Source organism: Halomonas sp. 25-S5 (assembly GCF_029889845.1).
Classification (GTDB): Bacteria; Pseudomonadota; Gammaproteobacteria; order Pseudomonadales; family Halomonadaceae; genus Halomonas.
On record NZ_JARANV010000006.1, the window covers coordinates 121746 to 140116 of the forward strand.

Genomic DNA, 18371 nt, shown 5'->3' on the forward strand with positions numbered 1-18371 from the left:
AAAAGGTGGTGATTCATGGAAACCATAAGTGCAAGTAGCTTGATAAAATCTAAAGACAAAGTTGTTTCCCTGCAGGATTATGAGAGAGTGGTTGTTGAAACAGATAGGTTTTTAATTGAAGATATCAGGCCGATTCTTATGGGGCTTTATGGTGAAGTAGGTAGCATTATGGCCGCTTCAAAAAAATATCGTCGTGAGAGTAAGGCTTATCCTGCTTATAAAGAAGCAGTTGAAGAAGAGTTTGGAGATGCGCTCTGGTATTTCTCTGCATTGTGCCGGCGTATGGGTATTGAGTTAGCGGAAGTATTTGAGACTGCTTCAAATAAAGCGATTACAAATATTATGTCTGCGCATGATAATGGAGTTTCAGCAATTTCACAATTTGATAATTTTGAAAAAGCAAATAGATTAGATTATGCGCTTATCGATCTTGCATGTGTGGCAGCTCAGTTGCTTAGAGCTGAGAAAGACTCGTTTAATGTCCGACGGGAACTTCTTGATTTTGCTCGACTCTACCTGAAAGCGGTGCAGGCTACAGGCCTTTCATTTCCAAAAGTGGTAAATGAAAATATAATCAAAACGCTTGGTAGATTCGCTGTTCCAGATAATGATTCGCTGCCTGATTTTGACATTAAATTTCCCGAAGAAGAGCAGCTACCAAGATGCTTTGAAATTCATATAACTCAGAGAGAGAGTGGGCAGACCTATTTAAGGTGGAATGATGTTTTTATAGGGTCGCCGTTGACTGACAGTATACGAGACCCTGACGGATATCGCTTCCATGATGTTTTCCACTTGGCTTATGCCGCAATTCTGCATTGGTCTCCGACTTTTAGAGCGTTGATTAAGCATAAAAGGAAAAGTGACCCCGTCTTTGATGAAGCACAGGACGGAGGGAGAGCAGTTGTTGTTGAGGAGGGGCTTACCGCCTGGCTTTATTCTTACTCAAAAGGGCTTGATTATTTTGAAGGCCATGATAGTGTGTCTTTCGATGCACTTAAGACCATCCAGAAGTTTGTGCAAGGTTATGAGGTGGAGAAGTGCCCTCTAAAATTGTGGGAGAATGCTATTCTTCATGGTTATTCCGTATTTAGGGAAGTGAAGAGAAATAATGGGGGCGTTGTCATCGGTGATCGAGAAAATAGAACAATAACCTATCGTCCTATAGGGGTGTAATATGGATCCTGTATCTTTTGTCGAAGAGTTAGGTAGTATGGCGTTCGAGAATACTTTTAACCCATATTCTGATCGCTGTGAAGTATATGACGTTTATGATGCCCCAAGTAGACGGTGTGCTCTATTGAAGAAAATGTTGATCTCTGCAACCGAGGTGGAGGTTGATTCAATATGGATTGGTAGGGATTTGGGATATAGAGGTGGCCGGCGAACGGGGTTAGCGCTTACCGATGATGTTCACCTTTCTCATCACGCAGAAAGATGGGGGGTAGAGATTGAAATTTTAACGAAAGGACAGGCAGTCCCAGAACGAACAGCAGCAGCTATTTGGAATGCTCTAGAAGAAATAAAGAGTCCAATTTTTCTGTGGAATGTTTTTCCGTTACACCCATTTGAAGAAGGTAACCCTTTTAGCAATCGCCCACATAATTCTGAGGAAAGAATGGCCGGACAAGAATTGTTAGCAATGCTAGTTAGGTTATTGAAGCCTAAGCGGATGGTGGCGATTGGAAATGATGCTGAAAAATCAGCAATGAGCTATAAGTCGCAATGTGAAGTTTTGAAGGTTAGGCATCCTAGTTATGGCGGGAAGAATATATTTCTTTCGCAAATTAAGTCAATATATAACATCAAAGAATTTGAGTGTTGTTGAAGAATTTTAAGGGATTGGTTGCGGTGGCGAAATATGTCGAATGGTTATAAATGGGTCGATATTAAGCAGCGTTGCTCGTTCCTCATTCTGATTTTTTAGGCCTTTGATGAGGCGTTATGTTATTTCTTAAGGAACGACCGCTCTTGGCCGGATGCCGAACTTTAGGCTGCGCTGATGGAATGGAATTGGCAGGTAACGTCCCTAAGCGGCCATGCCGGCAAAGGCAGCATGCTCGTTCAAGTCAATATAAAAATGCGCATTGTAATGCCTATTATTGGGGAAGATGTCGGAAATGCACGAACCTTCTCCATCTACATGCAATGCTATACCAAAAATCACTAATGCCTTAGTAACGGATTTACCCAATGACAAGACCATTTAAGATCGAATCGTCGGATATAAATCGTCTGAATGATATTCAGTTAACTCAACTGCTTAATGAGCTACTACAATCAGAGGCGTATAAATTTGACATAGCTCAGAGGTCGGTTGAGGTAGCACTAAACATACGTGTTGGCGATGGCGGAGAAGACGGCCGTATTAGTTGGGTCGGCGGGCCAGAAAAAACGGATTATTTGCCGAATCGTTTAACCATGTTTCAGAATAAAGCAACCGATATGGGGGCTGCAGCATATGCGAAAGAAATAATGACAGCTGGGGGGCGGGATAATCCAAGTGTATTAAAGCCAAAGGTAGAAGAAGTTCTTGATCAAAAAGGAGCCTATATTGTTTTTACAACTCAAGAGCTAAATAATCAGCAAAAAAATGAGCGTATTTCTGCAGTAAGAGAAAAGCTTCGTGAACAAAGTAAGGATTATGCAGATAATTGCGAAATTATAATCTATGATGCTGCTCAAGTTGCTGCTTGGGTAAATCAATTTATACCAGCTGTAGTGTCTGTTCAGAATTGGATCGGCAACCCAGTTGAGCGAGGGTTAAAGACTTTTGATTTATGGAGTGAGCATGAAGAATTATCTCGCCTTCCGTTTGCTCCTGTAGAAAGCAGAAAAGACGTTATTGATACTTTGTCTAAGAAAATAGAGCAGCCTAAGTCGTGCTTCCGAATAATGGGGTTATCAGGGCTTGGTAAAACCAGGACAGCATTTCAGTTGTTTGAAGAGAACGATGCTATCAGAAACCTCGTCGTTTATGTTGATGCTGTTCACACCCCCACGATTGGTGGGCTAGTAGCTGACTGGGTTGGTCTGGGTTTGAAGGCAATAGTAATTGTAGACAACTGTGAGTATCGCCTACATGAAAGCCTTGCAAAGGAAGTCCGCCGAGAAAACAGCCAGGTCAGTTTGCTGACTCTAGATTATAACTTTGATTCAGTTTCATCTTCTACGGTGTGCTTTAAGCTAGATCCGATGGCGGACGAAGAGCTTTTATTATTGCTAAGTCCCGTATATAAAGATCAGTTGCCTGACCTCGATCGAATTGTCGCGTTTGCTCAGGGGTTTCCACAAATGGCCGTGTTGTTAGCGGAAGCGAGGTTATCTGAAGAGCCCAGAATAGGCGAATTAACAGAAGAGGAATTAGCAAACAAGCTGTTATGGCGCCGTGACGAGCATGAAGATGCTGACAAATTAAAGATTTTGGAGGCGTGCTCTCTTTTTGATGTTTTTGGTGTGGAGAAAGAAGTAGAAAACCAACTTGAGTATATTTCCAATTTGGTAGGGATCGACATTGATCAAGTTTACGAATGTGTCCAGGAATACTCCAAACGAGGGCTGATTGATCGGCGGGGGCGGTTTGGACAGGTGGTACCAAAGCCTCTAGCCATTCGGCTTGCTGGACAGTGGTGGACTAAATCCAGGGAAGCGAAACAGTTGGAGCTTGTTGATGGAATACCTGAAGGTATGGTCGAGGGATTTTGTCATCAGGTTGAAAAAATGGATTTTCACACCGATGTAAAAAAGCTAACCGAAAAATTATGTGGGCCACAAGGCCCTTTTGGCCAAGCGGAAGTGATCTTGTCGGTTCGGGGTTCTAGGCTCTTTCGCGCATTTGTAAACGTGAACCCAGAATCTACTAGCGAAGCATTATATGCAGCACTTGAACACTTTACCCATGAACAGTTATTTGCTATTGAAGGTGATGTTCGCCGAAATCTAGTATGGTCACTGGAAAAATTGTGTTATCACTCCGAAATATTTCCAGAAGCTGCTTGGTGCATGTTGCTTCTAGCATCTGCAGAAAATGAGAGCTGGAGTAATAATGCAACAGGAATGTTTGCCCAATTGTATCGCATTCACCTTTCAGGAACGGCTGCGAAGCCTGAAGCTCGGTTTGCGTTATTAAAAAGAGCATTAGACTTGAATCAGCCTGATGTTGATATGATACTGCTAGAAGCTTTAAACCAGGCAATCGACACTCACGGTGGTAGCAGAATGGTAGGGGCTGAGTATCAGGGAACCAAAGCGCCGCTCGAAGAATGGCGACCTGAGATTTGGCAAGAAATTTTTGATGTTTGGCAAGAAGCTTTCGATCTATTACTGATTTTGTTAGATCGGGGGGAAGTGCAAAAACAAAAAGTGTTAACCGATATTGGTTATTCTATCCGTGGATTTGTGGCTAGAGGCCGAATTGAGATGTTGGATTCGGCTATTAGGCATATAGTATCCGTTAACGGCCGTTATTGGCCTGCAGCATTGGATAGCATTAAAAGTACGTTTGAGTATGACTCAGAAGGATTGAGGCAGCAGGCGGGAGATGCATTGAAAAGCTGGCTACAAATATTGAGCCCTGATGATGCCGGATTATCAGAAAAGCTCAAAATAGTCGTAATTAATCCGCCTTGGGAGCACCGGAAAGGTGAAGATGGACATTATATAGATGTAGCATCGGAAAATGCTAAATCCCTGGCCATGGAAGTGTCGAATAATATCGATGAGCTATTGCCAAATCTGCATTCGCTATTGCAGGGTGAGCAAAAGCAGTCTTTCTCTTTTGGATATCAGTTAGCTCTCAGTGCGTGTGACCTGGACTTACTTATAGAGTCGTCCTTAGAAAAGATGTTACTTGTCGATCAGGCGAATCCTAGGTTTATCCTAGGAATGTACAGCGGGATTTTCGAGCAGTCGTATGAGGCGTGGCAAAAACATCTTGATAAATTACTGGGTGATGAACGGCTTGTATATTTGTATCCTGAATTTATTCGCACTGGTAAAATTCAGAAGTCGCACCTTGAAATATTGCTCGATCTGATTCGTAGTGGAGATTTACCACCTAATAGTGCAAATGCCCTTAGTTATGGAAGTGTAACGGATGGCATAGCTCAAAATGTAATCGCCGATTTTTGTTTAAAATTATCAGATCTTGGGGGGCAAGCGAGCTGGTCAGCGTTAAATGTAATTTATATGTATTGCTTTTCTAACAAAGGCAGTGTCGATAGTCTGCGTGACCCACTTAAAAAACTGGTTTCTAATGTTCCCTTGTATAAAGGTCAGGAAAATACAGTAACTGATGCACATCACTGGCATGATTTGGCCGAAAAGCTGTTGATGGAACCGGATGAAGATTTTGCAGTTGCTTTGACCAATCAGCTAATTGCGGCTTGCCAGTATGGTTTAAATCATAGTGATATCTGGAGCTATATAAAGCCTTTGTTACTTGACCTAATGCGAAGTTATAGCGATGTGCTTTGGCCGATATTTGGTGATGCTATCGTCCAGGCTGAAGGGATGGAACGGTATTGGTTGCAACAGATCCTTGATCGTGAAAATAGCTTCTCTAACCAGATTCCGAGTGTATTGTCTGTGGTTCCAATAGATAACTTAATTGCATGGTGTGAGGAGAATCCGCAATTAGGTCCCGGTTTTGTTGCTACTAGTATTAACATCCTCGAAATTGTTGATGGTAAACAGCAACCATCGGCTCTATTTGTAGCATTGCTGGAGAGGTTTGGGGATGACCAACGCGTAGCTAGTGCGCTTAGTGCTAATATGGGTACGCGAGGCTGGTCGGGTTCACTTGTTCCTTATTTAGAATCTGATAGAGCGGCGTTAAGCCCCCTGCTTGAGCATGGTAATGGGGATGTTAGACGTTGGGTTAAAAATCATCTTGATTATATTGATAGGCAGATAGATGAAGAATCTATGAGAGATGAAGAGAGAGATATTGGTTTGTATTAAAGAAACATGTTGACTATGTCATAAATAGTCAGCCTGGTTTTTCGTCCGATTTGCATGGTTCAATTGCTATGGCTATGTTATCACATAACAATTGCTGAGTTTTCAGCTTGCTTGATAGCGGGGAAGGGCCGTAGCTTTATATATCAGAGAACTCTCAGTGGCCGCTTTTGGCCGAATGCTGCCATTGCCTGTAGAGGCAATGGCAGCCTTTTATACTTTCCCCAAACCACTCACCCGCATCACGCGCCTCTCTACCGCCTCCAGCAGTTGGCCGCGGCCGGTCTCGACCAGCGTCAGCCAGTGGCGGGCGCGGGTGATGCCGGTGTAGACCAGCTCCCGCGTCAGGATCGGGTTGGGGGCGTCGGGGAGCAGCAGGGCGGTGTGGGTGAACTCCGAGCCCTGGGACTTGTGCACCGTCATGGCGTAGACCGTCTCTACCGCCTGCAGTCGGCTGGGCAGCACCCACTTGATATCGCCGCTGCCGTCCCCGGCGGGGAAGGCCACGCGCAGCGCCGGGCCGCGTTTTGCGCCATCGCTGCAGCTTGCCGGTTGCGGCAGCGCCAGGGTGATGCCGATATCGCCGTTCATCAGCCCCAGGCCGTAGTCGTTGCTCGTTACCAGCACCGGGCGGCCGGGGTACCAGAGCCGGCGGCCGTCGCAGGTGTCGATCAGTCCTTCCTTCTCCAGCGCGACGCGGATGCGCTCGTTCAGCCCCTCCACGCCCCAGGGGCCGCGGCGCAGGGCGCAGAGCAGCTGGAACTGGCCGTGGGCGGCGAGCACCGCGCGGGCCCAGTCGTCCAGGGCCTCGCGGTCGATCTCGCCATCCGCGCCTGCCTGCGGCGCGGCGTGCTTCATGGCTTCCAGGTTCTGCATTACCTCTAAATAGTGGCGATAGCCCACTGGCGGCGGCAGGGGCCGGCCGCGCAGCGTGCGGCCCTCGCCGCGGCTCTTTCCTCGATCAGGGAAGCCCGCGGCGTGGCCCGAGACCACCAGCCGCTCCAGCTTCCGGTCGTGGTCGGTCTCGAGCTTCAGGTGGGAGAGGTCGGCATAGCCGTGGTCGAGCACGCCGCGGATGGCGGTGCGCTTCTGCTTGCCCTGTTCATCGCGGTTGACGGCGCTGGCGAGCTGGCCGATGCCGCTCTCGGCATCGAAGCGGTGGCTCACGCGCAGCATGGCGATGGCCTGGTCCAGCGGGGCACCCTCGGCGTCGAGCATCTCCGCGGGCAGCGCCTGGCCGGTGGCCTCGGCGAGCCAGTCGGCGGTGTCCGGCGTGTAGTGGCCGCCCTCGGCACTGGCGCAGAGGTCGCCCAGCACGGAACCGGCCTCTACGGAGGCGAGCTGGTCCTTGTCGCCCAGCAGCACCAGTCGCCCACGGGGCGGCAGGGCGTCGAGGAGTGCTGCCATCATCTCCACGTCGACCATGGAGGCCTCGTCCACCACCAGCACGTCCAGCGGCAGCGGGTGGCGGGCGTTGTGGCGGAAATGGCGAGTGTCGGGGCGGGAACCCAAAAGCCGGTGGAGGGTGGTGACCTCCGTGGGGATGGCGGATCTGAGCCTGCTGACACCGCCATCGCCCAATAAATTGGGCTCACACAATGGGTTGCTGCCCTCATCCTTCTCTAAGGCAGCCAGCAGGGGGGCCAGGCCATCCAGCTGCAGTGAGCTGACCTGCCCGGCGATGGATTCGTTGAGCCGCGCGGCGGCCTTGCCGGTGGGGGCGGCCAGGCGGATGCGCAGCGCTTGCTGGCCCTCGCCCAGCGCTAGGGTCTGCAGCAGGGCGAGCAGCTTGACCACGGTGGTGGTCTTGCCGGTGCCGGGGCCGCCGGTGATCACCGCGAAGGGCGAACGGGCGGCCAGGGCGCAGGCGGCCTTCTGCCAGTCCAGCCGGGTGCTGGAGGGGAAGAGGGCATCGAGGGCCTGGGAGAGAGCCTCGAGGTTCATGCTTAAATCAGGGCGCCTGGCGGCGCCATCGCGCAGCAGAGCCGGAACGCCGGACCGTGAGCTCCCACAAGGGCTTGCGTCAGTTTCTGAGATATCATCCGGGCGCCGATCGGCGCCATCGCGAGGTGTCGGGGTCTCCACTCTGGCGGCAATGTGCTGCTGGATCGAGCGCTCGTGGTGCCAGTAGCGGCGCAGGTAGAGCCGGGTGCCGTCGAGCACCAGCGGGGTGTTGCCGGGGCCGTGGCCGATGATCAGCGGGTGAGTGAGCGCTTCCTGCCAGCCGGACAGCGTGAGCTCGCCGAGCAGTTGGCTGGGCCGCGGCGGCGGGTCCTCCAGGCTGTCGCCCTCGGGCGGCAGCGAGAGCGCCAGGTCCGGCTCGGCCAGGGTAAGTTCGAGATCCAGGCAGACATGGCCGCGGCCGAGCTGGTGGCTGGCGAGTGCCGCGGCGAGCAGCAGCGGGGCGGGGGCGTCCGGCACCTCCCGGGCAAGGAAGGCGGCAAAGGCGCGGTCCAGGGCGCGCAGCCAGCCGCGGGCCACCCAGCGGTCGAGCAGGGCGAACAGCGCCTCGCTGTCGTGCAGGGCCTCGGCGGTGGCGGCCTCGTTGGGGGTGGCCTCGTCGGTGTGCGGGTGGTCACTCATGGCTGGGCTCCTTTGTCGTGACGTGCTGGGCGTCGCGGAACAGGGCGTCCAGTGCTTCGATCAGTTGGCGTGGCGGGCGCTCGCGGTGCACACCGCGGGAGGGGGCGTGCTGGCCGCGCAGGAAGACGTAGAGCGCCCCACCCAGGTGGCGGTCGATGTCGTAGTCCGGCAGCCGCGATTTGAGCAGGCGGTGCAGGGCCAGCAGGTATAGGCAGTACTGCAGGTCGTAGCGCTTCTCGCGGACCGCATCAACCATGGCCGCCTCGGAATAGGCCGCGTCGTCGCGGCCCAGGTGGTTGGACTTCCAGTCGAGCACGTAGAAGCGCCCCTCGTGCTCCACCACCAGGTCGATGAAACCCTTGAGCATGCCGTTGAGCCGGTCGTGCTCCAGCGCTGGGCGGGCGGCGCCGCCCAGTGTGTAAGCGCTCACCAGGGCGTCCAGGCGAGCGGTGTCGACCTGGTGGGCGGCAAACCAGAACTCCAGCTCGACCTGATAGTGAGCGCTCTCCAACCGGTCGAGGTGCAGCGGTGCGACCGGCCCGTCGGGAGCGCTCGGCACCGGCAATTCGCTTGTCAGCAGCCCGCGCAGCCAGGCCTGCAGCGCGGGGATGCGCTCGCGCCAGCCGCGCAGGTTGGCGCGCCGCGCCAGGGTGTCATTCAGGCGCTCGGGCTCGGCGGCCAGCCGTGAAAAGCCCTCGTGCCCGGCCCACTCCAGCAGGCCGTGCAAAAAGGTGCCCGCTGCCGGCCCTCGAGGAAACAGGTGGAGTGAGGCCTCGCTGACCGCCATGGACGCACCGGCCGGGTCCTGGGGTTCGTCGCGCATCTCCCGGGCGGTGGCCTCAAGAGCGGTTTCGGGCTCTTCTCTCAATAGCGGGGTCAGGAGCGCGGTCTCGGGCTCTTCCATGGAGAGCGCCGTTTCGGGCGCTTCCTCCTCACCCCCGATGCGCTCGACGCCCAGCCGCAGCGCCGAGTAGCTGGCGATCCACCAGTGCTCCCGGGCGCGGCGTGTGGGGTTGAGTGCCTCACGCAGGGCTTCGTCGTGAGCCTCGATGGGCACCACCAGGTCATCGGGCTCGGGCGCCGGCTCCACCGTCAGCTCCGTTTCCTCAGCCCCCTTGGCGAGGGGGAAGAGGGCATCCAGCAGGCCGTCTGGCGAGAGCGGCGCACCGGCGGTGAGCACCTGGCCGATGGCGCTGCGCTCCAGCCCCTTGAGCGGGGCGATGCCCAGCCAGGTGGCATGGCGGGCGCGGGTCAGGGCCACGTAGAGCTTGCGCAGGTCCTCGCCGAGGCGTTCGTCGTCGGCGCGGGCCAGCAGCGTCTCGTCGGCCTCCAGCGAAAGGTGGCGCCGGCCTGCCTCGTCGTGCCAGGTGAGCGGCAGGTCGCTGGCCTTCTTCTCGCGGAAGGCGCAGATGAAGGGCAGGAAGACCAGCGGGTACTCCAGCCCCTTGGACTTGTGGATGGTGATCACCTGCACCAGGTCGGCGTCGCTCTCCAGGCGCAGGCGGTGGGTGTCGGCCTGCGCCGGAGGCTGGGCGCGAGCCTCGCTGAGATGGCGCAGCAGGGCGTGCTCGCCGTCCAGCTCGGCGCTGGCTTGCTGCAGCAGCTCGCCGAGGTGCAGCAGGTCCGTCAGGTGCCGCTCGCCGTTGACGAATCGCTGCGCGGGCGCATCACTGCGTTGCGCGGTGCTCGAAAGCTCGCCTAACCCCTCGTTATGTCTCGCTTCCTGTGCTCCGTGCGCCTTGTGCTGCATCCCGCTCGCCGATTCGTCCCTCCTTGCAAGCAGCCGCGTGGGCACGGCGAAGTCGGCCAGCAGCCGATGCAGCATGGGCAGCACGCCCTGGCGCTGCCACTGGCGGTGGTAAGCCCGGAACTGCAGCACGCGCTCCTCCCAGGCCAGCTCGTCGTGCTGCAGGGCATCGAGATCGTGGAGGCCCATGCCCAGGCTGGGCATGGCGAGCGCGGCGTGCAGGCGCCGCTCGCTGTCGGGCTCGGCGCAGGCGGCGAGCCACACTTCCAGCTCTAGGGCCGCGGGGGTCTCGAACACCCCCTCCTTGTCGGAGAGGTAGACGCTCTTGATGCCGCGCTCGAGCAGCGCGCTGCGGATCGCCCTGGCCTCGTTCGCGTTGTTGACCAGCACGGCGAGATCCGACGGCTTGAGGGGTCGGAAGGGTTCGCCCGGCTCGCTGAAGCCGGTTCGCCCGGCCTGGCCCTCGCGCAACAGCTCGGCCATCCGGGTGGCGCAGCGCGCGGCCATCGCCTTGAAGTAGGCGCCCTTGCTCATCCCTTCAGCCGCGTCGCTCCCGGACTCAAGGTGCCCGCCCGTCAAATGCCACAACGTCATGGCCGGCAGCGGTTCGCCGTCGCGGGTCAGGGAATCCTTCCTGCCCTTGGCCGCCACCGGGAAGAACGGTACTGGATTGTCGCCTTCGGCCGAGCGGAACAGGAAGGCGCCGCGGCCGGCGGGGTGAGACTCGGCGAAGCGGAACACCCGGTTGACGGCCTCCACCATGGCGGTGGCCGAGCGGAAGTTGGTGCCTAGGGTGACGTGGCGACCCGCGGTGTCGCGTCGCGCCTGCAGGTAGGTGTGGATGTCGGCGCCGCGGAAGGCGTAGATCGCCTGCTTGGGATCGCCGATCAGCAGCACGGCGCTGGGGTCCTCGGGATCCGGCGCCTGGGCCAGGCGGTAGACGTGGTCGAAGAGCCGATATTGCACCGGGTCGGTGTCCTGGAACTCGTCCACCAGGGCTACAGGGAACTGGCGACGCACGTGGGCCGCCAGCGCCTTGCCGGCGGGGCCCTCGAAGGCGCGGTCGAGACGCTCGAGCAGGTCGTCGGGGCCGAGCTCGGCGCGGCGTTGTTGCATGCGCTCGCGGCGCTCGCTCATCCAGTGCACGGCGTGGGCCAGCAGGTCGGCGTGGGCGTCGGGCAGGGCCTCGAGGTGTGTCGGCAGCTCGGCCAGGGCGTGCAGGGCCGGGTGGTCCAGCGGCTCGCCCGTCTTCCAGATCTCGGCGATGCCCGCGGGTGTCAGACGGTGCCAGGCAGCGGCCTTGCGATCCAGGTCCGGCCAATCCATGTCGGTTGTGGCCCACTCGCGCAGCTTGTCCAGCCAGTTGCTGCGATGGTCCTTGCGCATCTTGCTGCCATTGAACGCCTTGGCTTGCTGACCTTCATCGAACAGCCTGGCGAGTTCATCCACCCAGGCGGGCCAGGGCGCCTTGAGCTCGCCCAGCACCTGCTCGCGCTCGGCCTGCATGGCGGCCAGGGCACTGGCGGGAGGCGGGGCATCGGGCAGCAGGTCGGCGTCGCCCTGCAGGCGGCGCACGTCCTCGGCCAGGGCATCGGGGGTTTCCCAGTAGTGGGTGACCACCGCCAGGGCCTCGGCGTCCAGGGCGTAGTAGAAACTGCGCCAGTAGTCCCGGGCGACCTCGAGCTCGAGCTCCGACTGGTCGAGGTTCATCTCCAGCGAGAAGAGGCTGCCGCTCTCGAAGGCATGCTCGCGCAGCATGCGATGGCACCAGGCGTGGATGGTGGAGACCGCGGCCTCGTCCATCCACTCGGCGGCGAGCTGCAGGCGGCGGGCGCAGGCGGGCCAGCGCTCGCGGGGGTAGCTATCGCGCAGGGCCAGCAGCGGGTCGAATGGGGGACAGACCCCCATTTCTGCGAAATGGGGGTCTGTCCCCGATTGAAACGCATCCGCAGCCTCCACCAGCCGGGCGCGGATGCGGTCGCGCAGCTCCCGGGTGGCGGCGTTGGTGAAGGTCACCACCAGGATCTCCGGCGGGGTGAGGGCGCGGGAGAAGCTCTCGGCGTCGGCCTCGTCCCGCGGGCCCAGCACCAGGCGCACGTAGAGCAGGGCGATGGTGAAGGTCTTGCCGGTGCCGGCGCTGGCCTCGATCAGCCGGCTGCCGGTGAGCGGCAGGTGGATCGGGTCCAGGGTGGGGGGCGTCTTATGGTCCTGCGTGCTCATGCCTGGCCTCCCTTGCCCTTGCCGCTATTTCCCTTCTTCTCCTTCGGCTTGCGTACCGCCTGTAATAGCGGGGCGTAGAGCCGCTCGGCCAGCTCGGCGAAGCCAATGGTGCCGGCTGCGGGGTCAGACCCCATTGGCGACAGCTTGGCATCCAGCATGGCCTCGAGCTCCGGCCACTGGCGCATCAGGTAGGGGTCGCGGCCGCGCTCGCCGTGGTCGTTGTGGTAGCCGCTACCGTGGAAGGCGGTGTCGGCGGCCTTCCAGGCCTTGTCGTCCTCCTCGCTGGCCCGGTCGGCGAGGCAGCGGGCCATGGCCTGGGGCGTGCCGCCCTTCTCCAGCCAGGCGAAGGCGGTGTCCCGGGCCAGCGGCAGGGGGGTGGCCATGCCGAGCTGCCAGGCCGCGGCAATGTCGGCCAGGTGAGCGCGGGCCTGCTCGGCGGGGAGCGGGGCGAGGGTGCCACCGCCGGCGCGGGAGAGCAGACGCGTGGTCATGGGCCCCTCCAGCTGACCCGCCAGGTGGGCCACCCAGGGGGTAAGCCAGTGCCGCCACTGGTACTTGCTCTTCTTGACCAGGCTGCTGGTGGTGAGCAGCACCCGGCAGCGCTCCATGGCGTCGTTGACGCGCAGCTCGCCCAGCCAGTCCTCCAGCGCCAGACCCTCGCCCAGCGCTTCTTGCAGGTCCAGCGAGACACCGAGCGGCTCGTCCAGGGCGTGGGGCCATTCACCGAGCACCTGGCGATAGTCGGCGAAGAGGGTGTCCATGGGCTCGACGAGCTTGTCACGCATCTGCTCGGCGAAGCCGCCTATGGCCAGGCGCCCCTGGCGCTCGAGGCGTTCCAGGGTGGCCAGCATGGTGGGCTCATGGGGCTCGCCGGCCTCCACCGCCGCGCGGCTCGCCTCGATCAGCGCATGCTGGAGCTGCCAGTGGTCGAGGCCGTCGAGTGTAAAGGGCTCGTGGTCGAGCCGCTCCATGGCCTCGATCTCCAGGAAGACCTTGAGCCGGGTGGTATAGAAGGCCTGTACCGGCGCCTTGAGGAAGTTGCCCAGCTGGGCCAGGGTCAGCGGGCTTTCCTGCCGGAACGGGGGCAGCGGCCCCGCTTTGGCCGGCGCGGGCTTGAAGTCGGGTCGGTGCAGCTCGCGCCACTCGTGGGCAAAGGTAGCCAGGCGGGAGCCCTCTCCACCGGTGCCCGATGCCGCACCACGAAAGTACTCGATGCTGAAGGGCTGCAGTGGGTGCTCGGTGGTCAGCGCCGCCAGCAGCGCCTTGCCGTCGGTATCGTCTGCCTTTCCGGCCAGCCGCCAGCCGCGGGCCAGGTGGTCACGCAGCTGGCCGAGCAGCACCGAGGGCGGTTGCTCGCTGTTGTCGATGATGCTGCGCCCCACCCAGCTGATGCTCAGCCGGTCGCGGGCCGAGAGCAGCGCCTCGAGGAAGAGGTAGCGGTCGTCCTCGCGGCGTGAGCGGTCGCCAGGCCGGTAGTCCTGGGCCATCAGGTCGATGTCCAGTGGCCGCTGCACCCTGGGGTAGTCGGCGTCGTTCATGCCCAGCAGGCAGACGTGGCGGAAGGGGATGGCGCGCATCGGCATTAGCGTGGCGATGTTCACCGCGCCGGCCAGGAAGCGCTGGGAGAGGCTCGCCTCGTCCACCTGGGCGAGCCAGTGCTCGCGCACCACCGAGAGCGGCAGGGGCTCGATGAGTTCGGCCTCCTCGGCGCTCTCCTGCCAGGCGTCGAGGGCCTGCTCGAGCCGGGTCATCGCCATCAGGTCCTGGTCGGACTCGGCCAGGAAACAGGCCTCCAGCAGGTCGCGCAGCCGCTCGCCCCAGGTAGCCACGTCACAGGGCTCGGCCAGGGTCTGCCACTGGGCCGCCAGGGTGTCGACCAGGCTGACCAGGGGGCCGGCCAGGGCCGCCTCCAGCCCGCCGATGTCGTCGTAGGGTTCGATGCCCTGCCAGTGGCCCTCGGCGGCGTCGCCCACCGCATAGCCGAGCAGCAGCCGGCGCAGGCCGAAGGCCCAGGTGTTGGCGGTAAGGCCTTCCGGCAGGTCGAGGCTCTGGCGTTGGCGGGCATCGAGCCCCCAGCGGATGCCGGCGCCCTCGATCCAGCGGCGCAATGTGGGCAGGCCACCCTCCGGGATGGCGAAGCGCGCGCGGATGGCCGGCACCTCCAGCAGGTCGAGCAGGTCGCTCACCGAGAGGCGCAGCTCCGGCAGGCGCAGCAGCTGTTCCAGGGCGATCAGCAGCGGCAGGCGGTGGCGGCTGGCCTGGTCGGAGAGGGTGAAGGGGATATGGCGCGGGTCGTCGGGGTCGAGGCGGCCGAACACCGCCTGGACCGCGGCGGCGTACTGGTCGACGTCGGGCACCATCACCAGGATGTCGCGGGGCTTGAGGGTCGGGTCCTCGCTGAAGGCGGCGAGCAGCTGGTCGTGGAGGATCTCCACCTCGCGCAGGGCGCTATGGGCGACCTGGAAGCGCAGCGAGCGGTCGCGGGCCGGGTCCACGGCGGGCCAGGCCTCGCGGGTCTCGGCGAGCGGGCGCAGCTCGAGGATATCGTCCTGCAGCTGGCGCAGCAGGCTGGGCTCGGCGTTGTTGTGGAGAGGGGAGTCGAAGAGGTCGATGCGCAGCGCCTCGCCCTCGAAGAGGCCCCGGTAGGCCTGCTGCTCGTCGAACTCGTCGAGCAGGCGCAGGTAGTCGCGGCCCTGTTTGCCCCAGGCGGCCAGCAGCGGCTGGGCGTGGAGGTGCAGCTCGGTCTCGGCGAGGTCCGCCGGCATGCCGGGACGGCGTTGCTGGCGCTTCCTCTCGGCCCGTAGCAAGTCCTTGTGCTCGATGATATCCGCCCAGTAGTGGCGGCAGGGGTTGTGCACACAGAGCAGCACCTGGCTGACCCGGGCCATGGCGGCCAGCGCCTCCAGGGTCTGGGCGGGCAACGAGGAGATGCCGAAGACGATGACCCGGCGCGGCAGGCCTGCCGGCCGGCGCTGTTCAAAGGACAGCTGAGGGCTCTCAAAGGACAGCTGAGGGCTCTCAAAGGACAGCTGAGGGCTCTCGCTCGTCAGCGCCTGGCACGCCTCGAGGAAGCGCTCGTGCACCGCCGCGCGGCTGGAGGCCAGGCCGGATTCACCGATGTCGTCACGCAGCGCCCGCCACAGCTCGGCCTGCCAGCGCTGCTCCTCGGCCAGCGGCCGGGCCTCGCCGCGGGCGGTGAGGATCACGTCCTCGCCCGCCGCCCAGGCCGCTAGCCAGTCGGCGCGGTAGACCTGGTACTGGTCGAGGAGGTCGGCCAGGCGCTCGGCCAGCTGGTGGCGCTTGCGCAGGTCGCTATCATCCGCGAGGAAGCGCGCCAGGGGCGCAAAGGTGGGGGCGTCGAGCAGGGCGGGCAACAGGCGCATCAGGCGCCATATCAGCCGCGGCTTGTCGAAGGGCGAGACCGGCGGCACCTGCTCCTCTCCCAGCACAGCCCGGTAGGCCTGCCACAGGAAGCGCGCCGGCAGGGTGACGTCGAGTGCTGCGGCGATGCCGGCACCGCCTTGGGCGCGGTCCTCGGCGAGCGCGAGCTTGAGCCACTGGCTGATGCCGTTGCTCTGCACCAGGATCGTCTCGTTCTCCAGCGGCCCCAGCGGGTGGCGGCGCATCCACTCCACCGCCAGGCCGCGCAGGGCCTCCAGGCGGTTGCCATGGATCACCATAAAGCCGGGTTTGAGCTCGGGGCCCTGAAGATCTAGGGGCATGGCGCGGTTCCTTCGCTGGGTGCCGGAGCGGTGCCCTTCATGGTGCCACATTCGTGGAGCATGGGTTGCCTTGCGTCCTTGCCACTTTCCCGGGGGCCTGATTGACTGGCCTTCGCACCCGCTAACGAATGGAATCCAGGCATGTCCCAACCGCTGACCCGCCACAATCGCGCCCGCCAGGTCCTCGACGAGATCACCGCGGCCAATGCCCCGCTCTCCGACCAGGTCCGGGCGGCCAAGTACGCCAAGCTCGCCGAGTCGCCCTATCGCTTCTTTCGCGGCACCAACCATCTCTATTGGTGGGACGTCTGGCACGACTGGCGCTTCGCGCTGTTCGGCGGCCTGCCGGAGACCCAGACCTGGCTGCAGGGCGATGCCCACGCCTACAACTTCGGCGCCTACGGTCATCACGACGACGCCGTGCGCTACGGCATGGACGACTTCGACGACGCCATGATCGGCGACTACCAGTATGACCTGTGGCGCCTGGCCATCAGCCTGGTACTGGATGCCCGGGAGAATACCGGTCTGTCGGGCAAGGGGATTCGCAAGGCGCTGGAGGCGCTGGTCACCAGCTACCACGACGAGCTGGCCCGTCACGTGGAGGGTGAGGTGCCCGGCGCGGTGACCCTGGCCACCGCCAAGGGGCCGCTCGAGCCCTTCATGAAGAAGGTGGGCAGGAAGAAGAGCCGGGCGAAGATGCTCGAGAAATGGACCGTGCTGAGCGACGACGGCCGGCGTTTCGCCGAGCGCCCCGAGAAGCTGGCGGCCATGCCGGCGCACCTGGCCAGCCAGCTGCGCAAGGCGGTCGAGGAGGAGTACCGCCAGACCCTGGGCGGTGCCCGGCGTGAGGCCGAGGCGGGGCACTTCCGCGTCAAGGACATGGCCCAGCGCCTCGATGCCGGCACCGGCTCGCTGGGCCTGGAGCGCTACTATGTGTTGATCGAGGGCGGGCAGGACCACGAGCACGACGACGTCATCCTCGACGTCAAGCAGCAGACCGCGCCGGAGGGCTGGCGGCTGATGGACAGCGCCGAGAAGCGCGCCTGGCGCCGCGCCTTTCCCCACGAGGGAATGCGGCACGCGGCCGCCTTCGTGGCCATCGCCGAGCATCCCGACCCCTACCTGGGCTGGCTGCACCTGGGTGATACCGTGTTCTCGGTGCGCGAGCGCTCGCCCTACAAGGAGGACTTCCCGACCCACAAGCTCGACGGCGCCAAGCCTTACCGCCAGCTGGTCACGCAGTGGGGGCGCATCCTGGCCCGGGAACACCTGCGCGGCGCCCATGCCCTGAGCCCCGACGATCCCGGACGCTTCGCCCGCGCTGTCGGTACCTGTGTCGAGGGGCGGGGCGAGCGCTGCGTGGACATGGTGACCACCCTGGCGCTCAGCTATGCCGACTGCGTGCGCCAGGACTATCGTACCTTCATGGAGTGGAACGAGGAGACGCCGTCATGAGCGACTACCTGCTGGAGGAACACGCCCTGAGCCCGGGCAAGATCTACCGCCTGCTCTCGGGCAGCATCTGCCCGCGCCCCATCGCCTGGGTCTCGACCCGGGACGCGGCGGGCAATACCAACCTGGCGCCCTTCTCGTTCTTCAACGTGGTGAGCGTCAACCCGCCGGTGCTGGGCTTCTCGCCGCTGCTCGACGGCGACGCCAGTCCCAAGGACACCATCCGCAACCTCGACGAGGTGGGCGAGTGCGTGGTGCATATCAGCGGCGAGGGACTGGTCGAGGAGATGAACGCCACCAGCGCGGGGCTGGCGCGCGGCGAGGACGAGTTCACCCTGGCGGCGCTGGAGAAGGCCGAGATACCCGGTGTCTCGGTGCCGCGGGTGGCCTCGGCGCCGGTGGCCTTCGGCTGCCGGCTGCGCGAGATCATCCGCTTCGGCGACCAGCCGCTGGCCGGCAACCTGGTGCTGGCCGAGGTGGTGTCGATCCACGTCGATGACGCCCTCTGGGACGGCCGCCACGTCAGTACCGAGGGGCTCAGGCCGATCGGGCGCATGGCCGGCAACGACTACGCCCGCTGCACCGACCTCTTCGAGGTGGAGCGCCCCGCCTCGGGCAGCGCCATGAGCCGCCAGCAGCGCGGCGGCTGAAGCCCTTCCACGCGGCCCGGCTGACCGGCCCCCCCA

General features: G+C 61.0%; 8 protein-coding genes. 5 read left to right on the forward strand and 3 right to left on the reverse strand.

What is annotated here, in order from left to right; translation table 11 throughout:
• Positions 1-15 precede the first annotated feature (15 nt).
• The 3 genes from OP498_RS06725 (at position 16) to OP498_RS06735 (ending at position 5961) form a co-directional block, all read left to right on the forward strand.
• On the forward strand, positions 16-1176 hold the full coding sequence (locus OP498_RS06725) for a nucleoside triphosphate pyrophosphohydrolase family protein (protein WP_280553018.1): 1161 nt from the start codon (positions 16-18) through the stop codon (positions 1174-1176).
• A gap of 1 nt (position 1177) precedes the next feature.
• Entirely contained in the window at positions 1178-1828 is a 651-nt protein-coding gene (locus OP498_RS06730; RefSeq protein WP_280553019.1) for a uracil-DNA glycosylase, read from the forward strand.
• Positions 1829-2193: 365 nt separating this feature from the next.
• On the forward strand, positions 2194-5961 hold the full coding sequence (locus OP498_RS06735; protein WP_280553020.1) for a hypothetical protein: 3768 nt from the start codon (positions 2194-2196) through the stop codon (positions 5959-5961).
• Positions 5962-6171: 210 nt separating this feature from the next.
• Here OP498_RS06735 and recD read toward each other — a convergent pair whose 3' ends face one another.
• Genes recD through recC form a run of 3 tightly spaced genes read right to left on the reverse strand, consistent with a single transcriptional unit; the run spans position 6172 to position 16230 of the window.
• Positions 6172-8541, reverse strand: coding sequence for an exodeoxyribonuclease V subunit alpha (gene recD / locus OP498_RS06740; RefSeq protein WP_280553021.1), 2370 nt, complete (start codon positions 8539-8541; stop codon positions 6172-6174).
• Positions 8534-12508 (reverse strand): UvrD-helicase domain-containing protein, encoded by a 3975-nt coding sequence (locus OP498_RS06745; protein WP_280553022.1) that lies wholly within the window; start codon positions 12506-12508, stop codon positions 8534-8536. Before OP498_RS06745 ends, recD begins: the two co-directional genes overlap by 8 nt.
• Positions 12505-16230 (reverse strand): exodeoxyribonuclease V subunit gamma, encoded by a 3726-nt coding sequence (gene recC, locus OP498_RS06750; RefSeq protein ID WP_280549915.1) that lies wholly within the window; start codon positions 16228-16230, stop codon positions 12505-12507. The genes OP498_RS06745 and recC overlap by 4 nt, the downstream gene beginning before the upstream one ends.
• Before the next feature lie 141 nt (positions 16231-16371).
• On the opposite strand from recC, the gene OP498_RS06755 reads away from it, so the two are divergent.
• Together OP498_RS06755 and OP498_RS06760 are read left to right on the forward strand one after the other, a co-directional pair.
• Positions 16372-17688: a DUF2252 family protein gene (locus OP498_RS06755; protein ID WP_280549913.1), complete on the forward strand. Its 1317-nt coding sequence runs from the start codon at positions 16372-16374 to the stop codon at positions 17686-17688.
• The gene (locus OP498_RS06760; protein ID WP_280549911.1) at positions 17685-18335 is read left to right on the forward strand and encodes a flavin reductase family protein; all 651 of its coding nucleotides are present in this window, start codon (positions 17685-17687) and stop codon (positions 18333-18335) included. Before OP498_RS06755 ends, OP498_RS06760 begins: the two co-directional genes overlap by 4 nt.
• Positions 18336-18371: the final 36 nt, after the last annotated feature.